Source organism: Allobosea sp. 05L423, from assembly GCF_056397745.1.
The window spans coordinates 21650-45541 of record NZ_JBFTOA010000015.1; the positions used below are offsets into that span (position 1 = coordinate 21650).

The following is a 23892-nucleotide window of genomic DNA, read 5'->3' on the forward strand; positions in this document are numbered from 1 at the left end:
TGGCGGCATCGTCAAGCTGCGCCGCCATGACGCAGGACATCACGGATCGGCCAATCGACCGACGAGGAGGGCGAAGCAACGTGCTGGGCAGGTTCATCGGCCTCTGTGTCAGGCTCGCCTGCTGGCTGCTTCTCCTCCTCGCCGTGGCAATCCTGCTTTACCGGGTCGTGCCCGTACCTTCGACGCTCATGCTCGCCCGCTGGCTGACGCTGCGCCCTGTCGAGCGTGAATGGGTGCCGCTGGCGCAGATCTCGCCCAATCTGATCCGCGCCGTCATCGCGGCCGAGGACCAGCGCTTCTGCAGCCATCGCGGCGTCGACTGGATTGAGCTCAACGCGGTGCTGGACGACGAGGACGGCCCCAGCCGCGGCGCCTCGACGCTGACCATGCAGACCGCCAAGAACGTCTTCCTCTGGCCCGGCCGCTCCTATATCCGCAAGGGGCTGGAGATTCCGCTGGCGCTGGCGATCGACTTCGCCTGGGGCAAGCAGCGCGTGATCGAGGTCTATCTCAACGTCGCCGAGTGGGGCCACGGCCTGTTCGGCGCCGAGGCCGCCGCTCAGCGCTATTTCGGCAAGTCCGCCGCGCGACTCAGTCCGGCGGAAGCGGCGCGGCTGGCGGCAGCGCTGCCGAATCCCCTGCTGCGCGATCCGGGGCGGCCGAACCGGGGACTGCAATCGGCCGCCGCGCGCACCCAGCGCCGGCTCGGGCAGCTCGGATCGCTCGGAGATTGCGCGCTTCCCGACTGATCTCGCCGTCATTCCGAAGAAATCCGGATTCCGCTCTAGCCATCGCCGCCACGACGGTGTATGGGCAACGCCTCACGAGATTGATCCGTCGCCGTGGCGGAGGCGTGGCCTTATGGCCTGCGTTCGAACGGCGGCACGATGGAGAGTACAATGGCCGTTCCGAAGAGAAAGACGTCGCCGTCGAAGCGTGGCATGCGCCGGTCGGCCGACGCGCTGAAGCAGCCCACCTATATCGAGGACAAGAACTCGGGCGAGCTGCGCCGTCCGCACCATGTCGATCTGAAGAGCGGCATGTATCGCGGCCGTCAGGTCCTCAAGGTCAAGACCGAAGCCTGAGCGGGATGCGGCAGCGATGCCGCTCCAGCGACGATAAATGCGAACCGGCCGCGAGGCCGGTTTTTCTTTGCGCGCTTTCCGTCAGGCCCGGGGGCGCGAGCGAGGCCGCGGCCACCTGCCCCTCGGCAGAAGCTGCGCCGCCGCCCGGTAGCACCCCGCAGCCGATTGCGGCGTGGTGATCGCCTTCCGCGCGAAAGGGCCGATCTCGGCCCGGGCCGCCGCCGCCTGCAGCAGCAGCAGCGCAGATGCCTCGACGGGAGCAGCATCCCGCCCCGGCCAAACTCCGGCCTCCACCATGTCTCACTCCGGCACAAACTCGATGTGACGGCGTGCAGGTTGCAATCCGGTGGCCAGCCTTAACGGCGCGTTAATCAAAATTGCCGCATCGTTTCGAGGCACTTCCCACCATCCGGACGGGCGACGAAGCACCAGAACGGCGCTGCGTGGCCATCCCTCTGAGGCCGAGCGATGCCCACCCCTTCGATCTTCAGCTTCCAGAACGGCGGCCCGGTCGACCCCCGCAGCATCCTCTCCTCGATCGGCGAAGTGGTTTACGGCTGGGATGTCCAGAGCGACACGCTCACCTGGGGCCCGAATGTCGGCGAGGTCCTGGGCCCGCTCCCGGCACAGACCCTGGCACGCGGCCTCGCCTTCGCCGGGCTCGTCGAACCCGGCAGCGGTCCGAGCCGCTACGATGCGATCTTCGGCTCGAGCGAGCGTGACCAAGGCGACGGCGTGATCTATCGGACCCGCTATGCCGTCGACCTCGCCGGCCGCAAGATGTGGGCCGAGGATACCGGCCGCTGGTTCGCCGGGACCGATGGCCGCCCGGCGCGCGCGCACGGCATCCTCAGGCTCGAGCGCGCCGCACGGGCGGACGAGCTTGAACGCCTCGGCAACGAACTCTGCGACCGCCCCGCCCTGCTGGAGCGCATCGACGCGGCGCTCAAGGAGCATCCGCCGGCCGAACGCCCCGTCGTGATCCTGGTGGCGGCGATCGACGAGCTCGCGCGCCTCAATGACGATTTCGGCCATGAGGCGACCGACGAGATCATCAGCACCGTGCATGAGCGGCTGCGCTCGGTCACGCGCCGTCGGGACCATCTCGTCCGCTATGCCGGCAACAGCTTCGCCATCCTGCTCGTGGGCTGCCCGCAGGACCAGATCGAATCGGCCGCGCGGCGCTTCATCAAGATCGTTGCCCAATCGGCGATCGAGACCGCGCGCGGCATTGCGCTCGTGCGTCTGCGCGTCGGCGCCGCCAGCGCGCCGGAGCTGGGAACCCATGCCGGCTCGCTGCTGACCGCAGCCGAGGGCGCTCTGGCCGCGGCCCGCGCCGGCGCCATCGACACCGCCGTCACCGCCAAGCCGCGCCCCCGCCGCGAAGCCGCGTCCGATCAGGTCGGTTTCGACGTGCAGGCCATCGCGGCCTTGAACGAGAGGCGCGTGCAGCTCGCCCTGCAGCCCGTGGTCAGGGCCGGCTCGCGCGAACCCGCCTTCCACGAGGCGCTGCTGCGGGTCGGCCAGGGCGAGACCGGGCTCTACTTCTCCTCGGCCGAGCTGATCCCCATGCTGGAGCGGCGCGGCCTCGTGCGGCTCTTCGACCATCGCGTGCTCGAGCTCGCCATGGAAATGCTGCGCGACGACCCCGCTCTGGTGCTGTCGGTCAACGTCTCTCCCCGCTCGCTGACCGATCCGGAATGGTTCGATGCCTTCGTGGCCCGCACGGCCGCCGCCAGCAGCGAGACCTCACGCCTCATCGTCGAGGTCACGGAGACCGCGACGATCGAGAACCCCATGCGGGTCGCGAAGCTGCTCGGGGGCATAAAGGCGCAAGGCGCGCGTATCGCGATCGACGATTTCGGCGCCGGCCACACCTCGCTGCGCCATCTGCGCGCCTTCCCGATCGACATCCTGAAGATCGACGGGGCCTTCACCCAGAATCTGCGCCGTTCGACCGACGACCGCTTCTATGTCCGCACGCTCATCGATCTCGCCGGCCATCTCGGCGTCGAGACGGTGGCGGAGTGGGTCGACGACGAGATGCAGGCCGCCATGCTGCGCGACTGGGGCGTCACCTATCTGCAGGGACATCTCGTCGGCCGCGCCGAGCTGCATGTGCCGGTTCAGGAGGCGCGCCGGAAGATCGCGGCGGGCTAAGGCGGCCGCCGGTTCGAGCACGCTCCAGCGCGTCGCGGCTCGACGACCGCTTGCGACCCGATCTGCGCCGTCGGAATGTCCGCTTCTGCTAACTGAAGCGGCGCGGCTGCTTGGACGCCTGTGGACACTTGGACGTTCGACCTTTCAACCGCCGCGTCGGGTGCGGCGCCGGTCCCCTGATCCGCGGACAATTCCAGGCGAAACGCATTCAGCCGAGCCGCGTTTCAGATGCAGGAGCCTGCACCAGCAGGTTTGTCGTTGCCACTTTTCAAAAGGCCGACCGTCGGTGGATTCGTAACCGGTGGGATTCGAGAAAAGCCGGTCGCGATTGTCGCGAAATGGCAAGACAGGCAGTCGCCTACGCTGGCAATGGTCGCGGAAGTTCGCCCACTGGTCGGAGACCGATCAGCCGGGTGAAGAGACGGCTTTCTCGATCGCTCCGCCTCTCGGATTGTTGCTCAGGCTGTCGGGGCACGCGCCTTCGCGGGGGGAGGCGCTGTGGGCGGGAAATTCCAAGGGGCAGCAGTGCGCTATCTCGTTGTTGGATTGGTTTCGGCATCATTGCACCTGCTTGCCCGGGCCTCCGGTCGTCCGCTGCCCGCCGTGCCGCCGGCTCCCGTCCTCGCGTCCGAACCGAGCGCCTCGGTCGCCGGCGATGTCTGAGTGCAGCGAAGACCGAGGAAGCAGGCCCAGTCTCGGGTTACGCCGCCAAGGCCGCAGCTTCATCCGGGCAGAAACGGGCGCCCCTCCGGTGCATAGCGTCCAAAGCATTCTCCTTGCTGAACAACCGTTGAGCGCGGACAGACCAATGTCGTCCACTTCTACCCGAGACTGAGATCATGGCTGCCGATTCAAGGACTGACGAGCTCGAGGTTGCAACCGCGATGCTCCACCGTTTCTCCATGCTGATCGAGAACGGCCTGACGGCAAGACTGTCAGGCTGGTTCTCTTCTGGTGGCGCATGGCACGATTTCATCCAAGGACTCAAAGCCGCTGGTTATAGTCCCGCATTGCTGGCTCTCGGCATTACAGCGATTTGCCTGGTTGCCACTGTTGCAACGGCAGCGCTTGCCAACTCGATCATCAGTAGATTCAAGGCCAGGCCGCTTCTGTCTGCGGCCGCCTGGTTCGCGGCCGCCCTGCTGGTGATACTCACGTCCTGGGTCCTGCTGCTGAGTCTCATCAGCGATCCAGTGCTCCGCCGCGCCTTGCTGAACTGCGTCGTGATCTCGGCCCTGGCGACGATGATATGCTTGCCGTTGACCACTGGTCGCAGGTCGATCTTCTGGCGCTGGCGGCGCGATCTTGCGGTCGCGATCGGCATCGCGGCTGGCGGCTTGGTCGTACTGGCCTGCCTGCGCGTATGGCAGGCGGCCGATCCGCTGCGCGACCTCTTCGCAACATTCGCGGTGTCTTTGCCTTTCACCGTTCTGGTCGCGACGGCATATCTTCGTCATCGCCGGCTGGTGACGAGGGCCCTGTCGTTCGGCAGCAAGGCAGGATCCCTCCGCCGGAAGCTGGCCGCAATCTGGCCCTGGCTTGTGGTGGCGGTTGTCATACTCGCCTTCGTCTTCATCCAACTGGACTTGACGATCGGACGGCCGACGCGGGGCGGATTGTTGCTGCTTTCGCTTCTTCTCGTTCTCGCCGGGCCTCATCTCGACGTGGCCATCGAAAGACGAAGCTGGCAGGCGGTTCGATCGCAGGGAGGCGAACTGACAGGCGCGCTGTGGCGCACTTTCCGCATTGTGGTCGCCTCGTCGATTCTCGCGGTACTGGCGATCCTCTGGCTCCTGCCCATTCTGGATGTCGTCGGCATTTCGCGGCGCACTGTCTTGCTGAAGGCCGCCGAGATTCTGATGCTCGTGCTGGTCATTGCCTTCTGCTGGAACTGGGTGGCCATCATGGCCGCGCGCATCAGACCTCGTGCTCCGGGCGATCCGCAGGTCGCCACCGCGGTGGTCGGTACGCGGCTAACCACCGTCGGCCCGCTGCTCGTGGGTCTCACCAAGGCCGCGCTTCTGACGCTGGGGGCTCTGACCGTCTTGGTCATGCTGGGCATCAATGTCTGGCCGCTGATCACCGGCCTCTCGATCTTCGGCCTGGCGATCGGCCTCGGCTCCCAAACACTGGTCAAGGATGTGGTGGCCGGTCTGTTCTTCCTCGTCGATGATGCCTTCCGCCACGGCGAATACATCGAGACCTCCGGAGCCAAGGGCACCGTCGAGAGAATCTCGTTGCGATCGGTCTCCTTGAGGCACCCGCGCGGTCCGGTTGCGACAATCCCCTTTGGGCAGATCGGGAAGATTCAGAACTTCAGCCGCGAATGGGTCATAGAGAAGATGCTGTTCCGGGTTGCTTTGGACACCGATGTCGAAGCCGTGCGAAAGCTGTTCAAGAAGATCGGGCAGGAGGTCGCGGCGGATCCGGAACTCAACGCCGATCTCCTTGAGCCGTTCAAGAGCCAGGGCATTGCAGCGCTCGAGGAAGGCACTCTGGTGATCCGCGGCAAGTACAAGGCCCGGGCCGGACGTCAATTCCAGATCCGCAAGGCGATCCTTTCCAAGGTCCGGATCACGCTGGCGGAGAACGATATCAAACTGGTGCCCAAGCCGCTTCACGTGCCGCAGATGGGTGGCTGACGTTCGGCTATCTCAAAGCGTCGAGCGGGCAGCAAACGTCCGCTCCCGACCCAACCGAGACACTCGCCGCATTCCCCATGACCCAATAAAAAGCCGCGCCCTCTCCAGCGAGGGCGCGGCTCAAAATCGTCAGGATCGGCTCAGCGCGTGCGGGACAGCTTGTCGAGGCGCTCGCGCATCTCATTGAGCTCGCGCTTGAGATCGGTGATCTCGTTCCCCCCGGGCTGGGCCGCCGGCTTGGCGCCTTCAGCCTCCTGGCGTGCCTGAGCCGCGGCGGTGAACGGGTTGAACAGCCGGAACGCCTCGGTGAAAATCTGCATGTTAGCGCGCGTCTGCGCCTGGATGGCGTCGAGCGCATTGCCGCCGAAGGCCGTGCCGCCGAAGGCCTTCGCCATCTGCTCGCGGTACTTGTTCTGCTCCTGGGTGAAATTCTCCATCGAGAATTCGAGGTAGCGCGGCACCAGCGCCTGCATGCTGTCGCCATAGAAGCGGATGAGCTGCCGCAGGAAAGCGATCGGCAGCAGATTCTGCCCGTCCTTGGCTTCCTCGTCGAAGATGATCTGCGCCAGCACCGATCGCGTAATGTCCTCCCCGGATTTGGCGTCGTAGACGGCGAAATCCTCGCCCGCACGCACCAGACCGGCAAGATCCTCCAAGGTGACGTAGGAGCTGGTACCCGTGTGGTAAAGACGCCGGTTGGCGTATTTCTTGATTACGGTCGGTTCTTTTTCGCTAGCCATCGGTCCTACTTGACGTTGTTCCGCGGCCACGGTTGATTCCGGCGTGCTCGGCGGAGCGGTCTCCCTGACCCGACGATAGCCTGTCGGTGCTGCACCGCAAGCTCTTTGAGCGCCCGCCGCAAAAATCTGTCGGAAGTGAGGCGCCGGCCGCCGCTTTCTCCCTTGCCCACACCGCGGCACGTCGGCCCTCTGTTTCGGATTCGCCCTTCGCCCGTCTTGACGGCGTCGCAGCAGGCTTCGAAGGTGGTGGGGAATGGTGCACCGGCGAGAGCGGTGCAGCAGCAACAACAAGTGAGGACCCTCTCATGGCAGATTCGGATATCGTGATCGTCGGCGCGGCCCGTACCGCCGTCGGCGCTTTCAACGGCGCTTTCGCCAACACGCCCGCCCATGAGCTCGGCGCCGCCGCGATCAAGGAGGCGCTGAGGCGCGCCAAGGTCGAGGGCGGCGAGGTCGACGAGGTCGTGCTGGGCCAGGTGCTCGCCGCCGGCCAGGGCCAGAACCCGGCGCGGCAGGCCGCGATGGCCGCCGGCATCCCGCAGGAAAAGACCGCCTGGGGCCTCAACCAGCTCTGCGGCTCGGGCCTGCGCACCGTCGCCATCGGCCTCCAGCAGATCGCCAACGGTGACGCGGACATCATCGTCGCGGGCGGCATGGAATCGATGTCGCTTGCCCCGCACGCCTCCCACCTGCGCAACGGCACCAAGATGGGCGACACCAAGTTCATCGACACCATGATCAAGGACGGGCTCTGGGACGCGTTCCACGGCTACCACATGGGCACGACCGCCGAGAACGTCGCGACCAAGTACCAGATCAGCCGCGAGGAGCAGGACCGCTTCGCCGTCGGCTCGCAGAACAAGGCCGAGGCCGCGCAGAAGGCCGGCAGGTTCAAGGACGAGATCGTCCCGTTCACCATCTCGACGCGCAAGGGCGACATCATCGTCGACAGTGACGAGTATCCGCGCCACGGCGCCACGCTCGAGGCCATGGCCAAGCTGAAGCCCGCCTTCTCCAAGGACGGCACGGTGACCGCCGGCAACGCCTCCGGCATCAATGACGGCGCCGCCGCGCTCGTCATCATGACCGCCAAGGAAGCGGCCCGCCGCGGCCTCACCCCGCTTGCCCGCATCGCCTCCTGGGCGACCGCCGGCGTCGACCCGGCGATCATGGGCACCGGCCCGATCCCCTCGACGCGCAAGGCGCTGGAGAAGGCCGGCTGGAAGGTCGGCGACCTCGATCTCGTCGAGGCCAACGAGGCCTTCGCGGCGCAGGCCCTGGCGGTCAACAAGGACCTCGGCTGGAACCCGGACATCGTCAATGTCAATGGCGGCGCCATCGCGATCGGTCATCCGATCGGCGCCTCCGGCGCGCGCGTGCTGGTGACGCTGCTGCACGAGATGGCCAAGCGCGACGCCAAGAAGGGCCTCGCCACGCTCTGCATCGGCGGCGGCATGGGCGTCGCCATGGCCGTGGAGCGCTGAGGAAAGCGTCCGGCGATGGCGAAGCGCACGACGCTCTATCGCTATCTCACCGGCCCCGATGACGCCTCGTTCTGTCATCGGGTCAGCGAGGCGCTGAGCCTCGGCTGGTCGCTTTACGGCCAGCCTGCCCTGACCTTCGACGCGGTCCAGGGCCGTGTCGTCTGTGGTCAGGCCATCATCAAGGACGTGGACGTGCCCTACGCGCCCACGCTGAAACTGTCCGAACAATGACGGCAGCAAGCCGCGCAGGGTTTCACAAAGAGGGAGAATGGCTATGACGAAAGTAGCGCTGGTTACGGGGGGCTCGCGCGGCATCGGCGCTGCGATCTCGAAAGGCCTGAAGGCGGCCGGCTACCATGTGGCGGCGAGCTATGCCGGCAATGATGAGGCGGCGACCAAGTTCACCGCCGAGACCGGCATCAAGACCTATAAATGGGACGTCTCGGACTATGATTCCTGCGTCGCCGGCATCGCCAAGGTCGAGGCCGAGCTCGGCCCGGTCGACGTGCTCGTCAACAATGCCGGCATTACGCGCGACGGCATGTTCCACAAGATGACCAAGGATCAGTGGGACGCCGTCATCAACACCAACCTCAACTCGCTCTTCAACATGACCCGCCCGGTCTGGGAGGGCATGCGCGCCCGCAAGTTCGGCCGCGTCATCTGCATCTCGTCGATCAACGGCCAGAAGGGCCAGATGGGCCAGGTCAACTACTCCGCCGCCAAGGCCGGCGACATCGGCTTCGTCAAGGCGCTGGCGCAGGAGGGCGCACGGGCCGGCATCACGGTGAACGCGATCTGCCCCGGCTACATCGCGACCGAGATGGTCAAGGCGATCGACCCGGCAGTGATCGAGAAGTCGATCCTGCCGCATATCCCGGTCGGGCGCCTCGGCGAGCCCGAGGAGATCGCGCGGGCGGTCGTGTTCCTGGCCAGCGACGATGCCGGCTTCATCACCGGCTCCACCATCTCGGCCAATGGCGGCCAGTACATGGCCTGAAGCTTGCGCCGCCGTCCCGCAACGGACGGCGGGCTGCCTTCCTCCGCTCAGGCCATGGCCGGGCGGGGCGTTCCGTCGATCTCGGTCGCCTCCGGCTCCTGCGCGATAGGCGGATTGAGCGGGTCGATGACCTCGAAGGGCCGCCCGACCTTGTCGGGCGCCTCCCGCATGCGGATGCGCAGGCCTGCGATCGCCGCCAGCACCAATGCGCACGCTGCCATGAAATAGAGCAGCCCGTTGATATCGAAGCGCGCCATGATGCCGGCGCCGACCAGCGGACCGAGCGCCGAGCCGAAGCCGCTGACCAAGATCAGCCGCCCGCTCACCGCCACCACGCGGTCGGCCGGCATCCGGTCCAGCGCATGGGCGACGCAGACCGGATAGAGCGTCGACATGAAGCCGCCGAGCAGCGCCGCGACCGGAAGCACCGTGACGAGGGAGCGCGGCATCGCCAGCAGCAGCACCACGGCCCCTGCGTAGCCGACGGCAAGCCCCGCCAGCACGAGGCGGCGGTCGTGGCGATCCGAAAGCCGCCCGACCGGCACCTGCAGCGCCAGCCCGCCGAGCACCGCGACCAGCATGAACAGCGCGATGGTCTGCTGCGGGATGCCGTTGCTCAGCATCCAGGCCGGCACCAGCGCATAGAACGAGCTGGTGATGATGCCGCTGACGATGCAGCCGATGACGGAAATCGGCGCCTGCCGTGAGAGCTCGCCATAGCGCAGCGTCGCTTCCGGGGCGAGGCCCGGCGCCTCCGCCCGCATGGTGCTGACCATGACCAGCGCCAGCGCGAAGAGGGCGATGACGACCTGGAACGCCCCGGCAGAGTCGATCGAGAGGCCGACGATGGCGAGCTGGCCGATGGCCAGCGCCAGGAAGGTGCCGACCATATAGGTCGAGAAGACCCGCCCGCGGTGGTCCGGCAGAGCCTTCGCGTTGAGCCAGCTTTCCGTGGTTACGAAGAGCCCGACGCAGCCGAGGCCGATCACCATCCGGCTGGCCGCCCAGACCAGCACCGAGGTCCAGAGCGGCATCAGTGCGGTCGCGACGACCACGATCCCGGCGAAGGCCGCATAGGCGCGGATATGGCCGACACGCTGGATCACCCCGCCGCTGGTCACGGCGCCGATGGTGAAGCCGACGAAATAGGCGCTGAGCACGATGCCGGTCGCGGTCGCGCCGAAATCCTCGAGCGTCACGCGCAGCGACAGGAAGGTGTTGAAGAAGCCGTTCGCGAGCTGCACCAGGCTCGTCGCGGCGATCAGTGTTCCGATCTGAAGCAGCATCGGCCAACCTCTCCGCAGCGGCCGTCGCATCGGCCGGACAGCCGTCAGCGCTAGCGAGGGAATGTGGGCTCAATGCGTCAAGGCCGCCGGTGACTGCCGGCGGCCTTGGGGAAAGCAGGGTGGCGCGGTGACCGCTCAGGCGTGGCGCTTGCCCTTGGGCAGCAGGAAGGTCAGCAGGCCCACGGCCGGCAGCCAGGCGCAGATCTTGAAGACCTGGATGATGCCGATCTGGTCGGCGAGTGCGCCGATCCCGGCCGCGGCGATGCCGCCGAGCCCGAACGACAGGCCGTAGAACAGCCCGCCGACGAGGCCGACGCGGTGCGGCACGAGGTCGATCGCGTAGATCAGGATCGCCGAGAAGGCGCTCGCCATGACGAAGCTGATGATGACGCTGAGCACGCCGGTCCAAAACAGGTCGGCATAGGGCAGCACCAGCGCGAAGGGCAGCGAGCCCAGGATCGACAGCCAGATCACCCGGTCGCGGCCGATACGGTCGCCGATCATGCCGCCGAGGATGACGCCCGCCGCGCCGACGACGAGATAGAGGAACAGCATGATCTGCGAGACCTGCAGCGTGATGCCGAAGCGCTCGATCAGGTAGAAGGTGTAGTAGGAGGTGAAGGCGGCAGTGTAGCCGTTCTTCGAGATCAGCAGCAGAACAAGGACGGCCATCGCCAGCAGCACGCGGCCATGCGGCAGGCCGTGATCCGCAATCTCCTCGGCATGCACCGGGGACGACTTCTGCTCGCGCCGCATCGCCGAATAGCGCGAGCCGAGCCAGCCCATCACCAGCATCGCCACCAGCACGACGCCCGAGAACCAGGACAGGCTCTCCTGCCCCCGCGGCACCACGATCATCGCCGCCAGCAGCGGGCCGATAGCGTAGCCGATATGGCCGCCAACCTGGAAGACGCCCTGCGCCAGCCCCTGCCGGCCGGCGGCCGCGTGGCGCGCCATGCGGGTCGCCTCGGGATGGAATACGGCCGAGCCCAGGCCGATCATCGCCGCGCCGATCAGCACGACGCCGTAGCTGTGAGCGAAGGAGAGCAGCAGCAGCCCCGACAGCGTCGCGCACATGCCGGCGACCATCGCATAGGGCCAGGGCCTGCGGTCGGTGACATAGCCGAGGAGCGGCTGCAGCAGCGAGGACGTGACCTGGAAGGCGAGCGTGATCAGGCCGATCTGCACGAAATCGAGCTGATAGGCGTCCTTGATCAGCGGGTAGAGCGCCGGGATCATCGACTGGACGAGGTCGTTCAGCAGATGTGCGACGCTCAGCGCGGCCAGAACCGGCATCAACGGACGACGGGCGACGGATTGCAGCGGGATCGAGGTCATTTTCGAGCCATGATCCTCCTTGCCGGCGCGGTCAACGCCCCGGCACGGCGCCGGAAGCATGGCGCCCATGGCGCCCGAGCTGTGCTGCGGCGCAGCATCCACCCGAAACTCCGAAACATCGACAGCAAGGGGAGCGTTCCCGGCGTTGTCCGGCGCTTACTTCACCGCGCCCGGCACCCACCCATCGGCAAGCCCGGCAAAACCTGCTATCGCCGCAGAATTCCGACGCCCGCAGAGCCTCCATGACCTCCCGCACCGCCACCCTCATCGGCTTCTGCGCGATCCTGCTGTGGTCGACGCTTGCGCTCTTCACCGCGATGTCGGGGCGCGTTCCGCCCTTCCAGCTCGTGGCGATGACCTTCGCCATCGGCGGCGTGCTGATCCTCGCGATCACGGCGCTGCGCGGCGGCCTCTCGCGCATCAGGCCAACGCCGGCCTCCTTCGCGCTCGGCCTCTACGGCCCGTTCGGCGACACCGCGCTCTACTATGCGGCAGTGAAGAGCGCCCCGCCGGCCGAGGCGAACCTGATCCACTATCTCTGGCCGCTCCTGATCGTGCTCTTCGCGGCGCTGCTGCCGGGCGGCGGCCTCAAGCCTCGCCACCTGATCGGCGCGCTGATTGGCCTCGTCGCAACCGGGCTTCTGGTCTCCGGCGGGCTCGGAACCGGCGGCGGGATCGCGCTCGGCCATGTGCTGGCGGCACTCGGCGCCTTCGTCTGGGCGAGCTATTCGGTGGCCTCGCGCCGCTTCGCCGACGTGCCCTCGGAGAGTCTGTGCGTCACCATGCTGGGCTGCGCCGTGCCCGCGCTGGCACTCCATTTCATGCTGGAGACCACGCTCTGGTCGCTGACGGCGGTGGAATGGGCCGGCGTGCTCGGCCTCGGGCTGGGCTCGATCGGGCTCGCCTTCGTCGTCTGGGATATCGGCATGAAGCAGGGCGACGTCGCGCTGCTCGGCGTCGCCTCCTATGCCGCGCCGGTGCTCTCGACACTGATCCTCGTGCTCTTCGGCTATGCCCCGGCGAGCTGGCTGCTCGGGGCCTCCTGCGCCCTCATCGTCGTCGGCGCGCTGGTGGCGAGCGGCGGCGGCCGGAAAGCCTAGAGCGAGAGCGTCATTCTCGGGCTTGACCCGAGAATCTGATGACGAGAAGGCACCGGTTTCCGAGATGCTCGGGTCAAGCCCGAGCATGACGGCTGCAAAAATCGCTCAATTCCGCCTGAGCAGCCGCTCCAGATAATCCAGCTCCTCGGCCGGGCGCAGCGGATCGCCGAGGCGCTTGCGCAGCTCTTCGAGAATGCGCCGTGCACGCTGGGTCGCGCTCTCATCGGCACCGGGAACCTTGACCCGGCCATCGGCCCAGTCGCGCTGGCGCTGCGGCCGGCCGAGCGGGTCCTCGCTGCCGCGCTGCTGCGCCGAGGGCCGGCCGGCAGGGCGCCCGTCAGGCTCGCCATAGGCGTTGCCCTCGCCTTCGCCCTCGCCGGGCTGGCCCTGCATCTGCTGGGCGAGGTTCTGGCCGCCCCGGCGCAGCGCATCGAGGGCACGGCCCTGCGCATCGAGCGCGCCTTCACCCTGGCCCTGGCCGAGCTGCTGCTCCGCATCGCGCATCGCATCCTCGGCCTCGCCGAGCTCGCCATTCTGCGGCGCGCCCATGCCGCGCATCCGTCGCTGCAGATCCTGCAGCCGCTCGCGCAGGGCCTGCTGGCGCTGGGAGAGGCCCTGACCCTGGCCGTTCTGGCCTTGCATACCCTCGCCGCCTTCACCATCCTCCCCCTGCTCGCCCGGCTGCTGACCGGGCTGCTGGCCGCGCTGGCCCCGTTGTCCCTGCTGGCCTTGTTGCCCTTGCTGGCCCCGCTGACCGGGCCGCGCCTGCTGCTGGCCCGGGCGCTGGCCGCGCTGGGTCTGGCCCTGACCCTGCCGGCGCTGCTCGTTCTGATAGGTTTCGTCGCGCAGGTTCTGCTGGTCGCGCGTCATCCGGTCGAGATCGCCGAGCGCCTGGTTCATCTGGTTCTGGCGCGGATCGCGCTGGCCAGGGCGCGCCATCTGCAGATTGTTGAGCATCTGGTTGAGCTGCTCCATCAGGCGCTGCGCCTCGGCCATGTCGCCGCGCTTCGACAATTCCTCGATACGGTCGAGCATGTTCTGCAGGTCGCGCGGCGTCACCGTGCGGAAGTTCTCCGGGAGCTGCGCCTGGTTCTGATCGCCGTTCTGTTGCTGCTGGCGCATCATCTGTTCGGCGAGCTGGCGCATGAAATTATCCATGGCCCGGCGCATCTCGTCGGTGAGCTTCTTGATCTCCTCCTCGGAAGCGCCACGCTCCAGCGCCTGCTGCAGATTCTCCTGCGCCTGCCGGAGCGCCCGCTCGGCATCGGACATGTCGCCGTCCTCGAGCTGCAGCGCCATCGCCCACATCAGCTCGGAAACCTCGCGCAATTCATCGTCGCTGCCGGACCGGCGCAGCCGCTCGCTCAGCATGCGCATGCCGAGATAGACGCCGGTCTCCTTCATGAAGAGATCGGGCTCGATCATCAGCGCGTCCATGGCGAGCTGCACCTTGGAGCGGTCATCGACATTCATGACAAGCTTGCGCCGCTGCTCGACCAGCGCCTTGGCGAGCGGCTTGGTGAAGGTGCGCTGCGGCAGCACGACCTCGATCGGCTCGGTCCGCCCCTCCTGGCCAGCCTCGTCCTTGGCGATCAGCACCATGCGGACCTTCGCGCCGGCCCAGGGATGGGCCGAGAAATCGACCGTGCTCTTCATCTCCTCCTCAGCCGCGGAGGGAGGCGGCACGGCGAGGTTCTGCTTCGGCGGCTCGACCAGCGAGCGCCCGCCCACCGCAGGATCGGGGCGCGAGACCGTCGCCTCGATCGAGGCGATGCCATAGTCGTCCCTCGCCTTGTAGGTGATGCCGAGCCCGCCCGACTGAGCCCCCGTCACCGGCTTCGGCGGGTCGGTGAAGGCGATGGTCGGCGGCTGGTCGGCGATGGCGGTGATATGGAGCGTCGCGCTTGGCGCGCCGCTGCCGGTGAGCTTCAACGTGCCGTTGCCGGCAAGCGTGAAGCGCTTCTCCAGCACCGCCTGCTGCGAGCCGGCGGGCTGCGTCGGCTTCGCCGGGGTCGCATCCTTCGCCTGCGAATCCTTGGGCTGGGCATCCTTGCCCTCCCCCTCCTTCGCCTCCGGCTTGAGGAGCTCGAGCCGCCCGGTCGTGGCAACGTCCATATTGGTCTTGCCGGCGATGCGCACGACGATGACCGACTTCTCGGGGGCGCTGAGATTGGGACTGGCGAGCTTGTTGAAATCGATCAGGATCGGCGGCAGGCGGGTATAGGCCGGCGGGTCGATCCAGGCATCGATGCGCGTCGAGGGCGCACTCCCGGGCGGGCCCTTCCAGTCGAAGGCGGCGGAGAGGCGCTGCGTCGCCTCGGGTCCGGCCACGAAGAAGGCCGTGATGGCGGCGAGCAGCGGCACGGCGCGCAGCGCCAGCTTGTCGTGCCCGGCCATGCGCGGCTGCGGCGGCGCGACCTTGAGGGCGGCGACCTGCCGGCTCTGCCGCTCGACATGCAGCTTCCACAGGGCCTGCGACACGGGGTCGGCCGAGCCGACGGCGAGGTTGTCTTCCAGCGCCGAGGCCGGGCGATGCCCACCGGCGAAGGAGCGGTCGAGCCGGGCGAGCGCATCGCGATGTGTCGGCAGGACGAGCCGCGCGACATGCCAGAAGCTGCCGATCAGCGCGCCCGCGAAGACCAGCACGCCGGCGATCCGCCCGTACCAGGGCAGATGCGTCCATAGCCCGAACCAGGATACGGCGAGGAAGGCGAGAAGGATCCCGAGCGTCAGCCACAGCCGTGGCCACAGCCGCTCCCAGCCAAGCGAAACCCGCGAGGCGAGTGCGAGACGGCGAAGCCGCTGCCGGATGCCGTCGATCGTATCGGGCGCCTTGCGGCGCTCTGCCTCGCTCATGCCATCGCTCCGGGCGGCCCCCATTCCTGTCCGAACTTGCCTGTCTTTGTCAGGCTAACACGGGAATGTGGCATTGCCAGTGCCCGAACTGGCCTTTGCACCGCGCTCGACGTTTCGTGAACGGAGCGCGTGCCGTCATGCCCGGGCTCGACCCGGGCATTGCTTCGACAGGATTCTCGGGTCTGCGCTTCGCTTCGCCCGAGAATGGCTCGGTGGATCAGCCGAACCAGCCCGGCAGCCGGTCCGTGCCGATCAGGTCCTCATAGCTCTGGCGCGGCCGCGTCACGGCATAGTCGTCGCCCTTGACCATGACCTCGGCAACCAGCAGGCGCTGATTGTAGGTCGAGGACATCGAAGCGCCGTAGGCACCGGCCGTCATGAAGGCCATGAGATCGTTCGGCCGCAGCTGCGGCAGCACCCGGCCGGCAGTGAAGGTGTCGCCCGATTCGCAGATCGGCCCGACGACGTCATAGGCAACCTCGGGCCCGCCGATCACCGGCTCCGTCACCGGCCAGATCTCGTGATAGGCCTCGTACATCGCCGGCCTGACGAGGTCGTTCATCGCCGCATCGACGACGAGGAACTGCTTGGTCGGCCGCGGATTGAGATGCAGCACCCGCGTCAGCAGCACGCCGGCATTGCCGACGATGAGGCGGCCCGGCTCGAAGCCGAGCTCGACATCGAGCCCCTTCGTCACCTTGCCGACCATCTCGGCATAGGCATCGATCAGCCCCGGCCCGTAGTCGAAGGTCTTCGGGATATCATAGGGAATACCGAGCCCGCCGCCGAGGTCGAGCCGGTCGACGCGGTGCCCCTCGCCCTTCAGCGAGCCGACCAACGCGACCATCTTGGAATAGGCCGCCTCGAAGGCGTCGATCTCGCGGATCTGGCTGCCTATATGGACCGCGAGGCCCATGATCCGCACACCCGGCATGTTCGCCGCCCGCGCATAGAGCCGGCCGACCTCCTCGAAGGAGACGCCGAACTTGTTCTCGGAGGAACCGGTCGTGATCTTGGCGTGGCCGCCGGCGCCGATATCGGGATTGACCCGGAACACCGCCTCCTGCCGCTTGCCGAGCGAGGCCGCGACCTTGGACAGCAGGTCGAGCTCACTCTCGCTCTCGATATTGATCTGGTAGAGCCCAGCCTCGACCGCGAAACGCAGCTCCTGCTCGCTCTTGCCGACGCCCGAGAACACGATCTTCTCCGGCGCGATGCCGGCGGCCAGCGCCTTGCGCACCTCGCCCTCGGAGACCGTGTCGATGCCGGCGCCGAGCGCGCCCAGCGTCTTCAGCACGCCGAGATTGCCGTTCGCTTTCATGGCGTAGAAGACATGGGTCTTGCCGGCGGTCTTCTTCATCGCCTCGGCGAAGAGCTTGTAGTGCCGCTCGATCGTCGCGGTGGAATAGACATAGACCGGCGTGCCCACCTCGTCTGCGATGCGCTTGAGATCGACGCCCTCGGCATGAAGCGAGCCGTCGCGGTAGGCGAAATGATGCATGGGGTTAAAGCTCGCAAATGATAAACGCGTGGACCCCGCCGTCATTCTCGGGCGAAGCGAAGCGTAGACCCGAGAATCTCTTTCAGGAGATGCTCGGGTCAAGCCCGAGCATGACGCGCGAAACCGGCGCGGCAGCAACAATGATGGTCACATCAGCGGATCGAGGATGAACGGCTTGTTCGGAATGACGACAGCCTTGTTGGCCTTGACCGGCTTTGCCAGCACCGAGGCCGAACCATAGGAGGAGACGTCGCTCTCCTGTGCGCCGATCTGGTCGTCGGGCAGATCGATCGCGCCCGTCGCATTCGGCGGCGCCTCGAGCGGCCCCTTTCGCCCGCAGGCGGCAAGTGCAACGGCCAGCAGGCCGACGACCAGCAGGGCGCGGCCGAATTTCAGGCGGGAATCAAGCACGAAAGCGAACCCTCGGAACGAAGCGTGGCGGGACAGTAGCGGAGGATGCGGCGGAGCGCGAGGCTTCCGGAAGCGTCATTCTCGGGCAAGCGCAGCGCCGACCCGAGAATCTCGTGCAAGAGATGCTCGGGTCAAGCCCGAGCATGACGCACTACTTCGCGAGCTGCTTCAGCCAGCGCCGCGCCTGCTTGCGGACATTGGCGGGCGCCGTGCCGCCATAGCTGACGCGGCTCTTCACCGACTGGTCGACGCCGAGCACGGCGAAGACGGCCTCGGTGATCTTCGGCTCCACCGCCTGCATCTCGGCGAGCGAGAGCTTCTCCAGCCCGACCTTCTTCTCGGAAGCGATTCCGACGAGCCGGCCGGTGACATGATGCGCGTCGCGGAACGGCATCTTCAGTACGCGCACCAGCCAGTCGGCGAGATCGGTGGCGGTGGCGTAGCCGAAACCCGCCGCCTTCTTCATCGCCTTGAGGTCGGGCTGCATGTCGCGGACCATGCCGGCCATCGCGGCGAGGCAGAGCGAGAGTGTCTGGAGGGCGTCGAAAGTGCCTTCCTTGTCCTCCTGCATGTCCTTGGAATAGCTGAGCGGCAGGCCCTTCATCATGGTCAGCAGCGCCTGCAGCGCACCGAAGACGCGACCGGCCTTGCCGCGCACCAGCTCGGCCGCATCGGGATTGCGCTTCTGCGGCATGATCGAGGACCCCGTCGAGAAGGCGTCCGAGAGCTTGACGAAGCCGAATTGCGGCGTCGCCCAGAGCACGATTTCCTCGGCCAGCCGCGAGAGGTGCATGGCGCAGATCGAGGCGGCCGACAGCGTCTCCAGCACGAAATCGCGGTCCGAGACCGAGTCGAGCGAATTCGCGGTCGGGCGGTCGAAGCCGAGCGCCTTCGCCGTCATGTGCCGGTCGATCGGGAAGGAGGTGCCGGCGAGAGCGGCCGCACCGAGCGGGCATTCGTTGAGGCGCGCGCGGGCGTCGCGGACGCGGCCGCGATCGCGGCCCAGCATCTCGACATAGGCGAGGAGATGATGGCCGAAGGTGACCGGCTGCGCCGACTGGAGATGGGTGAAGCCCGGCATCACCGCGCCGGCATAGGTGTCGGCCTTCTCGGCAAGCGCCTGCTGCAGATCGGCCATCTGGCCGTCGATCTCTTCAAGCGTGTCGCGCACCCACAGCCGCATGTCGGTCGCGACCTGGTCGTTGCGCGAGCGGGCGGTGTGCAGCCGGCCGGCAGCGGCGCCGATCTTGTCCTTGAGATTGGACTCGACGTTCATGTGGACGTCTTCGAGCGCACGCGAAAACGTGAAGGCGCCGCTCTCGATCTCGCCTTCGACCTGCTTGAGGCCGGCCGTGATCGTCGCGACATCCTCCTTCGTCAGGATGCCGGTCTCGGCCAGCATGGCCGCATGGGCGAGCGAACCGCGGATATCCTGGCGCCAGAGCTTCTTGTCGAAATCGATGGAGGCGTTGATCTCCTCCATGATGGCGCCGGGACCTGTGGCGAAACGCCCACCCCACATGCGATTGCTCACGACGGTCTTTCCTGCTTCTAGGGCGCGATGAGGTCTCGAACGAAAATTCTGGCCGCAACCGGGGCTCTGGCCCTCCTCGCCCTCGGCGGCGGCGCCGCCTTCTACTCCGTCACGGGCGATGCCGGCAACGGATCATGCAGCGCAGCGCGCACCACAGCCGAGCGTATGAAGCCGCTGGTGAAGGGTGAGGTCGCGGCCGTAGAGCTGCGCCCCCGCCCGCAGCCAGCGCCGGAACTCGCCTTCACCGGGCCGGACGGCCAGCCGATGACGCTCGCGGCGCTGAAGGGCAAGACGCTGCTGGTCAACCTCTGGGCGACCTGGTGCGCGCCCTGCCTGAAGGAGATGCCGGCTCTCGACACGCTCCAGAAGGAGATGGGCGGGCCCGATTTCGCCGTCGTCGCCATCAACATCGACACGCGCAACCTCGACAAGCCGAAGACCTGGCTCGCCGAGAACAAGGTCACCACCCTGCCCTTCTACGGCGATCCGCAGGCCGCGACCTTCCAGGCGCTGCGCGCCGCCCACAAGGTCGAGGGCATGCCGGTCAGCATCATCGTCGACAAATCCGGCTGCGAGCTCGGCATCATCCAGGGCCCGGCCGACTGGGCGAGCGCCGTTTCGAAGGCGCTGATGAAGGCCGCGATCGGCAAGCCCTGAGCGCAACGTCGCGGCAATGGCGGCGTGTTGACGAACTCTCGTCGCATTGCGGCGTTCTGCTGAATGGCAAGCGGCAGCGGCCGAAAGGATCGAGCATGACACTCCTGCGCAAGCGGAAGCAGGGTTTTCACCGGGTGGGAGCGATCATGCTCGCGGTGGCGCTGAGCCTTGCCGCGGGATCGGCCGTTGCGCAGGAGCGCAAACCCATTCCCGGCACCAGCGTCTCGCTGGTGCCGCCGAAGGGCTTCGAACCGGCAACCGGCTTCGCCGGTCTCTCCAACCAGAAGACGAAGGCCAGCGTCCTGATCGTCGAGATGCCCGCGGAGGCCTACCCGCAGCTCGCGACGCTGTTCAACGACAGCGAGAGCGCCAGAACCAATTTCGCCCGGCAGAAGGTCAACATCACCAAGGTCGAGCAGGTCGACGGAACAGGCGGCGAGAAGGTGCCGCTGCTGAGCGGCACGCAGGAGGCCGGCGGCACCAAGCTCGACAAATGGATCGCCCTGTTCAGAGGGCCTAAGACGGTGATGATGACCGTGCAGGCGCCGCCAGCCGCCAAGATGCAGCCGGCCGAGGTCAAGGCACTCATCGCCTCGGTCTCGCTCGGCAAGGAAGCGACGCTCGACGAGAAGCTCGCAGCCCTGCCCTTCGCCTTCAAGGCCGCAGCCCCCTTCCGCGTCATCGACACCATCGGCGGCGCCGGCGTGCTGATGACCGCTGGCGAACGCAACGTCGATCCGTCGGGCACGCAGCCGCTGATGATCGTCGCCTACCAGATGTCGGCCCCCATCAAGCCCGGCCAGGAGGAGAAGCTCTCCGAGACGATGCTGAGGAGCACGCGCGACATGCAGACGGCCGACATCAAGGAACGCAAGCGCGTCCCCTTCGCCGGCCAGGACGGCGTCTTGATCTCGGGCTCCTTCAAGCACCCCAACGGCAGCGACAAAAGCTTCGCGCAATATCTCGCCATCGGCTCGGGCGGCCGCTTCGTCCGCCTCATCGTCATGGCGGATGAAGCCGAGATGCCGAAGCTGCAGCCGGCGGTCGAGCAGACCGCTTCCAGCGTCGCATTCGCGGCCCAGTAAAGCCCTTTCACCCACCACCCGCGCATTTGAGCGATTGGCGTCGCATGCGCGGGAGGCTATTGGCTGCCCCATGAGCTATACGATCGGCCTCGCGACCACCTTCCACGATCCTGCCATCGCGATCATCGGCCCCGGCGGCGAGGTGCTCTTCGCCGAGGCGACCGAGCGCTATCTGCAATACAAGCGCGCGCCGAACTGCGAGCCGGATTCGGCGCCGCGCATGGAAGGGCTGCTGAAGCGCTACATTCCGAAGGACGCCGAGGTCACCATCGCCACCAGCTGGGGCGAGGACTTCACCGGCTTCCTCGACCAGATGGCGCGCGCCGGCTCCTTCACCGTCGACGCGCTGCTCAAGCTCTCGCCCGAGCTCAACCGCTCGCTGGTGCCCGAGCGCACCGAGCGCGCCCTGATCGCCTCGCTGCATTCGGCGCAACAACGCGCCGGCATGGGCGTGCTGCTCGGGCTCGACCGCGCTCATGGCAAGGCCAACGTCACCGGCCTCAAGCGCTACGGCCACCATCTCAGCCATGCGGCCTATGCCTGCTGGTCATCGCCCTTCGACAACGCCGCCTGCCTCGTCGTCGACGGCATGGGCGAGACCGGCGCCTCCGCCATCTTCGCCTTGGAGAACGGCCGGCTTCGTGAGGTCAAGCGCCATCGCGGGCGTGAATCGATCGGCTTCTATTTCGGCCTCGTCACCGACCTCGCCGGCTTCGACCAGGCCAAGGGCGAAGAATGGAAGATCATGGGGCTCGCCCCCTATGGCAGGAGCGATCCGGAGCTGATGGCGCTGCTGCGCAAGCTCTATCAGATCGACGGCGACAAGCTCTCCTTCGCCAAGGCCGATGTCGTGCAGGCCGTCGCCGCCGAGATCCTCGCCCGACGCCCGGCCGATGCGCTCGACCAGGGCTGGGCCGACCTCGCCCGCTGCGGGCAGGACGTCTTCGCCGAGATGATGGAGGCGCTGCTCGCCGAGGCCGCCGCGCTCGTTCCGAGCGAAAACCTCGTCATGGCCGGCGGCTGCGCACTCAACTCCTCCTTCAACGGCAAGATCGCCGGACGCCACGGCTTCAGCACGGTGTTCGTGCCCTCCGCCCCGGCCGATGACGGCAACGCCATCGGCGCGGCATGGCTGGCCCATGCCGAGGCGAACCCGGACTGGCGCGCACCCAAGGGGCCGCTCACGCCCTATCTCGGCTCACACGTCTCGACCGAACCCTTCGAGCGCATGCAGCTATGGGAGAAGCGGCTGCGCAAGCTCGCGCCCGACGAGGTCGCGCCCGTTACGGCCAAGCTCCTCACCGAGGGCAAGCTGATCGGCTGGGTGCAGGGCCGTGCCGAATTCGGCCCGCGCGCCCTCGGCAACCGCTCGATCATCGCCGATCCGCGCCCGGCCGACGCCAAGGACATCCTCAACGCCAAGGTGAAGTACCGCGAGGCCTTCCGGCCCTTCGCGCCCTCGATCCTCGCCGAGCACGCCGCCGACTGGTTCGAGAACTATCAGGACGCGCCCTATATGGAGCGCACGCTCGTCTGGAAGGAAACGGTGCGCCACCGCGTGCCGGCCGTCGTCCATGAGGATGCGACCGGTCGCCTGCAGAGTGTCACGGCGCAGCGCAACCCGCGCTACCACGCGTTGATCTCGGCCTTCCACGAGCTGACGGGCGTGCCGGTGATCCTCAACACCTCCTTCAACATCATGGGCAAGCCGATCCTGCACACGGCGGAGGATGCAATCCTGATGTTCTATACCAGCGGGCTCGACGCGCTGGTGATCGAGGACTGGCTGCTGGTGAAGTGAGCAGCGGGGTAAAATTCCCCTCCCGGCAGAAGGCCGGACCTGCGTAGACGTGACTGGCCGTCATGCTCGGGCTTGACCCGAGCATCTCGGAAACCAGAGCTTTCTTCGGCAAGAGATTCTCGGGTCTGCGCTTCGCTTCGCCCGAGAATGACGGCCCGCCTCAGACCGATCCGCGCCGTTGATCGGTCGGATCACGCGAAATCGCTGGTCTCAGTCCGGTTTGAGGTCATTCTTCCGGCCCATCGGAAGGAGACGATGCCATGCTGCAATTGCGCCCGAACTGCGAATGCTGCGACCGCGATCTGCCGCCGCAGTCGCGCGACGCCCTGATCTGCACCTTCGAATGCACCTTCTGCAGCGACTGCGCCGAGACGCGCTTCGCCGGCGCCTGCCCGAACTGCGGCGGCGAGTTGGTGCGCCGGCCGATCAGGCCGGAGCGCATGCTGGAGAAATATCCCGCATCGGCCGAGCGTATCCGCAAGCCGCATCCGCAATGCGCCGCGGCCTGATAAGGGCTGTCCGATCGCAGGCTTTGACGGGTTGGGCGAGCCTCAGCTCGCCTGCTTCACCGCAATGCCCTTCTCCTCGAAGAGCTGCTGCAGCTCGCCCGCCTGGAACATCTCGCGGGTGATGTCGCAGCCGCCGACGAACTCGCCCTTGACGTAGAGCTGCGGAATCGTCGGCCAGTTCGAATAGGCCTTGATGCCCTCGCGGATTTCCGCGTCCTCGAGCACGTTGACGCCCTTGAAGGGCACGCCGACATAGCTGAGGATCTGCACGACCTGGCCGGAGAAGCCGCACATCGGGAATTGCGGCGTGCCCTTCATGAAGAGCACCACGTCGTTGTTCTTCACTTCCGCTTCGATGCGGGCGTTGACGTCGGACATCATCTGTCTCCTGAAGCGGGTTCAAGGCCCGCCGGATGGTTTCGTTCTAATCTTGGGGAACGGCCGTCGTCAGCGCAAGGGCGTGCAGCACGCCGCCCATATTCCCCTGGAGCGCGGCATAGACCATCTGGTGCTGCTGCACCCGGGTCTTGCCCTTGAAGGCGACCGAGGTGACGGTCGCGGCATAGTGGTCGCCGTCCCCCGCCAGATCCTTGATCTCGATCGCCGCATCCGGCAGCGCCGCCTTGATCATGCGCTCGATCTCGTGCGCGTCCATCGCCATGACAAACTCCCAATAATCCCGGCCTCAACCGTCAATGCGAGG

The 23892-nt window shown here is 67.0% G+C and carries 21 protein-coding genes; 12 read left to right on the forward strand and 9 right to left on the reverse strand.

The window, feature by feature from the left end; genetic code table 11:
* The first annotated feature begins 80 nt into the window (after window positions 1-80).
* From mtgA to AC1DNE_RS23625, 4 genes are all read left to right on the forward strand, one after another.
* Entirely contained in the window at window positions 81-749 is a 669-nt protein-coding gene (gene mtgA, locus AC1DNE_RS23610) for a monofunctional biosynthetic peptidoglycan transglycosylase (RefSeq protein ID WP_441472646.1), read from the forward strand.
* A 150-nt stretch (window positions 750-899) separates the two neighbouring features.
* Window positions 900-1085, forward strand: coding sequence for a 50S ribosomal protein L32 (gene rpmF, locus AC1DNE_RS23615; RefSeq protein ID WP_054143317.1), 186 nt, complete (start codon window positions 900-902; stop codon window positions 1083-1085).
* 468 nt (window positions 1086-1553) lie between these two features.
* Window positions 1554-3245 carry an EAL domain-containing protein gene (locus AC1DNE_RS23620; protein ID WP_441472645.1) on the forward strand — a complete coding sequence of 564 codons (1692 nt, stop codon included), beginning with the start codon at window positions 1554-1556 and terminating at the stop codon, window positions 3243-3245.
* An 839-nt stretch (window positions 3246-4084) separates the two neighbouring features.
* The gene (locus AC1DNE_RS23625; protein WP_476841206.1) at window positions 4085-5887 is read left to right on the forward strand and encodes a mechanosensitive ion channel family protein; all 1803 of its coding nucleotides are present in this window, start codon (window positions 4085-4087) and stop codon (window positions 5885-5887) included.
* A 140-nt stretch (window positions 5888-6027) separates the two neighbouring features.
* Here the strand turns inward: AC1DNE_RS23625 and phaR are convergent, their stop codons facing one another.
* Window positions 6028-6627: a polyhydroxyalkanoate synthesis repressor PhaR gene (phaR, locus tag AC1DNE_RS23630; protein WP_441472643.1), complete on the reverse strand. Its 600-nt coding sequence runs from the start codon at window positions 6625-6627 to the stop codon at window positions 6028-6030.
* A gap of 305 nt (window positions 6628-6932) precedes the next feature.
* On the opposite strand from phaR, the gene AC1DNE_RS23635 reads away from it, so the two are divergent.
* Genes AC1DNE_RS23635 through phbB form a run of 3 tightly spaced genes read left to right on the forward strand, consistent with a single transcriptional unit; the run spans window position 6933 to window position 9111 of the window.
* Entirely contained in the window at window positions 6933-8111 is a 1179-nt protein-coding gene (locus AC1DNE_RS23635; protein WP_476767142.1) for an acetyl-CoA C-acetyltransferase, read from the forward strand.
* Between the two features lie 15 nt (window positions 8112-8126).
* Window positions 8127-8342, forward strand: coding sequence for a DUF1737 domain-containing protein (locus AC1DNE_RS23640; protein ID WP_441472641.1), 216 nt, complete (start codon window positions 8127-8129; stop codon window positions 8340-8342).
* Between the two features lie 43 nt (window positions 8343-8385).
* On the forward strand, window positions 8386-9111 hold the full coding sequence (gene phbB, locus AC1DNE_RS23645; RefSeq protein WP_476767143.1) for an acetoacetyl-CoA reductase: 726 nt from the start codon (window positions 8386-8388) through the stop codon (window positions 9109-9111).
* A 47-nt stretch (window positions 9112-9158) separates the two neighbouring features.
* Here the strand turns inward: phbB and AC1DNE_RS23650 are convergent, their stop codons facing one another.
* Both AC1DNE_RS23650 and AC1DNE_RS23655 read right to left on the reverse strand, forming a co-directional pair.
* On the reverse strand, window positions 9159-10397 hold the full coding sequence (locus AC1DNE_RS23650; protein WP_476767144.1) for an MFS transporter: 1239 nt from the start codon (window positions 10395-10397) through the stop codon (window positions 9159-9161).
* Between the two features lie 135 nt (window positions 10398-10532).
* Window positions 10533-11735, reverse strand: a complete 1203-nt coding sequence (locus AC1DNE_RS23655) for an MFS transporter (protein ID WP_441472677.1) — start codon at window positions 11733-11735, stop codon at window positions 10533-10535.
* 242 nt (window positions 11736-11977) lie between these two features.
* Between AC1DNE_RS23655 and yddG the strand changes: the two genes are divergently transcribed.
* Entirely contained in the window at window positions 11978-12835 is an 858-nt protein-coding gene (gene yddG, locus AC1DNE_RS23660) for an aromatic amino acid exporter YddG (protein ID WP_441472639.1), read from the forward strand.
* Window positions 12836-12940: 105 nt separating this feature from the next.
* Here yddG and AC1DNE_RS23665 read toward each other — a convergent pair whose 3' ends face one another.
* From AC1DNE_RS23665 to argH, 4 genes are all read right to left on the reverse strand, one after another.
* Window positions 12941-15691, reverse strand: coding sequence for a TIGR02302 family protein (locus tag AC1DNE_RS23665; protein ID WP_441472638.1), 2751 nt, complete (start codon window positions 15689-15691; stop codon window positions 12941-12943).
* Between the two features lie 217 nt (window positions 15692-15908).
* Window positions 15909-17192, reverse strand: coding sequence for a diaminopimelate decarboxylase (gene lysA / locus AC1DNE_RS23670; protein WP_441472637.1), 1284 nt, complete (start codon window positions 17190-17192; stop codon window positions 15909-15911).
* Between the two features lie 147 nt (window positions 17193-17339).
* Window positions 17340-17603: an LPS translocon maturation chaperone LptM gene (lptM, locus tag AC1DNE_RS23675; protein WP_441472636.1), complete on the reverse strand. Its 264-nt coding sequence runs from the start codon at window positions 17601-17603 to the stop codon at window positions 17340-17342.
* A gap of 151 nt (window positions 17604-17754) precedes the next feature.
* Window positions 17755-19137: an argininosuccinate lyase gene (gene argH / locus AC1DNE_RS23680; protein WP_441472635.1), complete on the reverse strand. Its 1383-nt coding sequence runs from the start codon at window positions 19135-19137 to the stop codon at window positions 17755-17757.
* A 27-nt stretch (window positions 19138-19164) separates the two neighbouring features.
* On the opposite strand from argH, the gene tlpA reads away from it, so the two are divergent.
* The 4 genes from tlpA (at window position 19165) to AC1DNE_RS23700 (ending at window position 23189) form a co-directional block, all read left to right on the forward strand.
* Window positions 19165-19794 carry a thiol:disulfide interchange protein TlpA gene (gene tlpA / locus AC1DNE_RS23685; protein ID WP_441472634.1) on the forward strand — a complete coding sequence of 210 codons (630 nt, stop codon included), beginning with the start codon at window positions 19165-19167 and terminating at the stop codon, window positions 19792-19794.
* 95 nt (window positions 19795-19889) lie between these two features.
* The gene (locus AC1DNE_RS23690) at window positions 19890-20879 is read left to right on the forward strand and encodes a hypothetical protein (protein ID WP_441472633.1); all 990 of its coding nucleotides are present in this window, start codon (window positions 19890-19892) and stop codon (window positions 20877-20879) included.
* Between the two features lie 70 nt (window positions 20880-20949).
* Entirely contained in the window at window positions 20950-22680 is a 1731-nt protein-coding gene (locus tag AC1DNE_RS23695) for a carbamoyltransferase family protein (RefSeq protein ID WP_476841207.1), read from the forward strand.
* Between the two features lie 260 nt (window positions 22681-22940).
* A complete protein-coding gene (locus AC1DNE_RS23700; RefSeq protein WP_476767385.1) occupies window positions 22941-23189 on the forward strand; it encodes a DUF1272 domain-containing protein in 249 nt (82 codons plus the stop codon).
* Between the two features lie 42 nt (window positions 23190-23231).
* Here the strand turns inward: AC1DNE_RS23700 and grxD are convergent, their stop codons facing one another.
* Window positions 23232-23567, reverse strand: a complete 336-nt coding sequence (gene grxD / locus AC1DNE_RS23705; RefSeq protein ID WP_441472630.1) for a Grx4 family monothiol glutaredoxin — start codon at window positions 23565-23567, stop codon at window positions 23232-23234.
* 46 nt (window positions 23568-23613) lie between these two features.
* Entirely contained in the window at window positions 23614-23850 is a 237-nt protein-coding gene (locus AC1DNE_RS23710; RefSeq protein ID WP_476767386.1) for a BolA/IbaG family iron-sulfur metabolism protein, read from the reverse strand.
* Window positions 23851-23892: the final 42 nt, after the last annotated feature.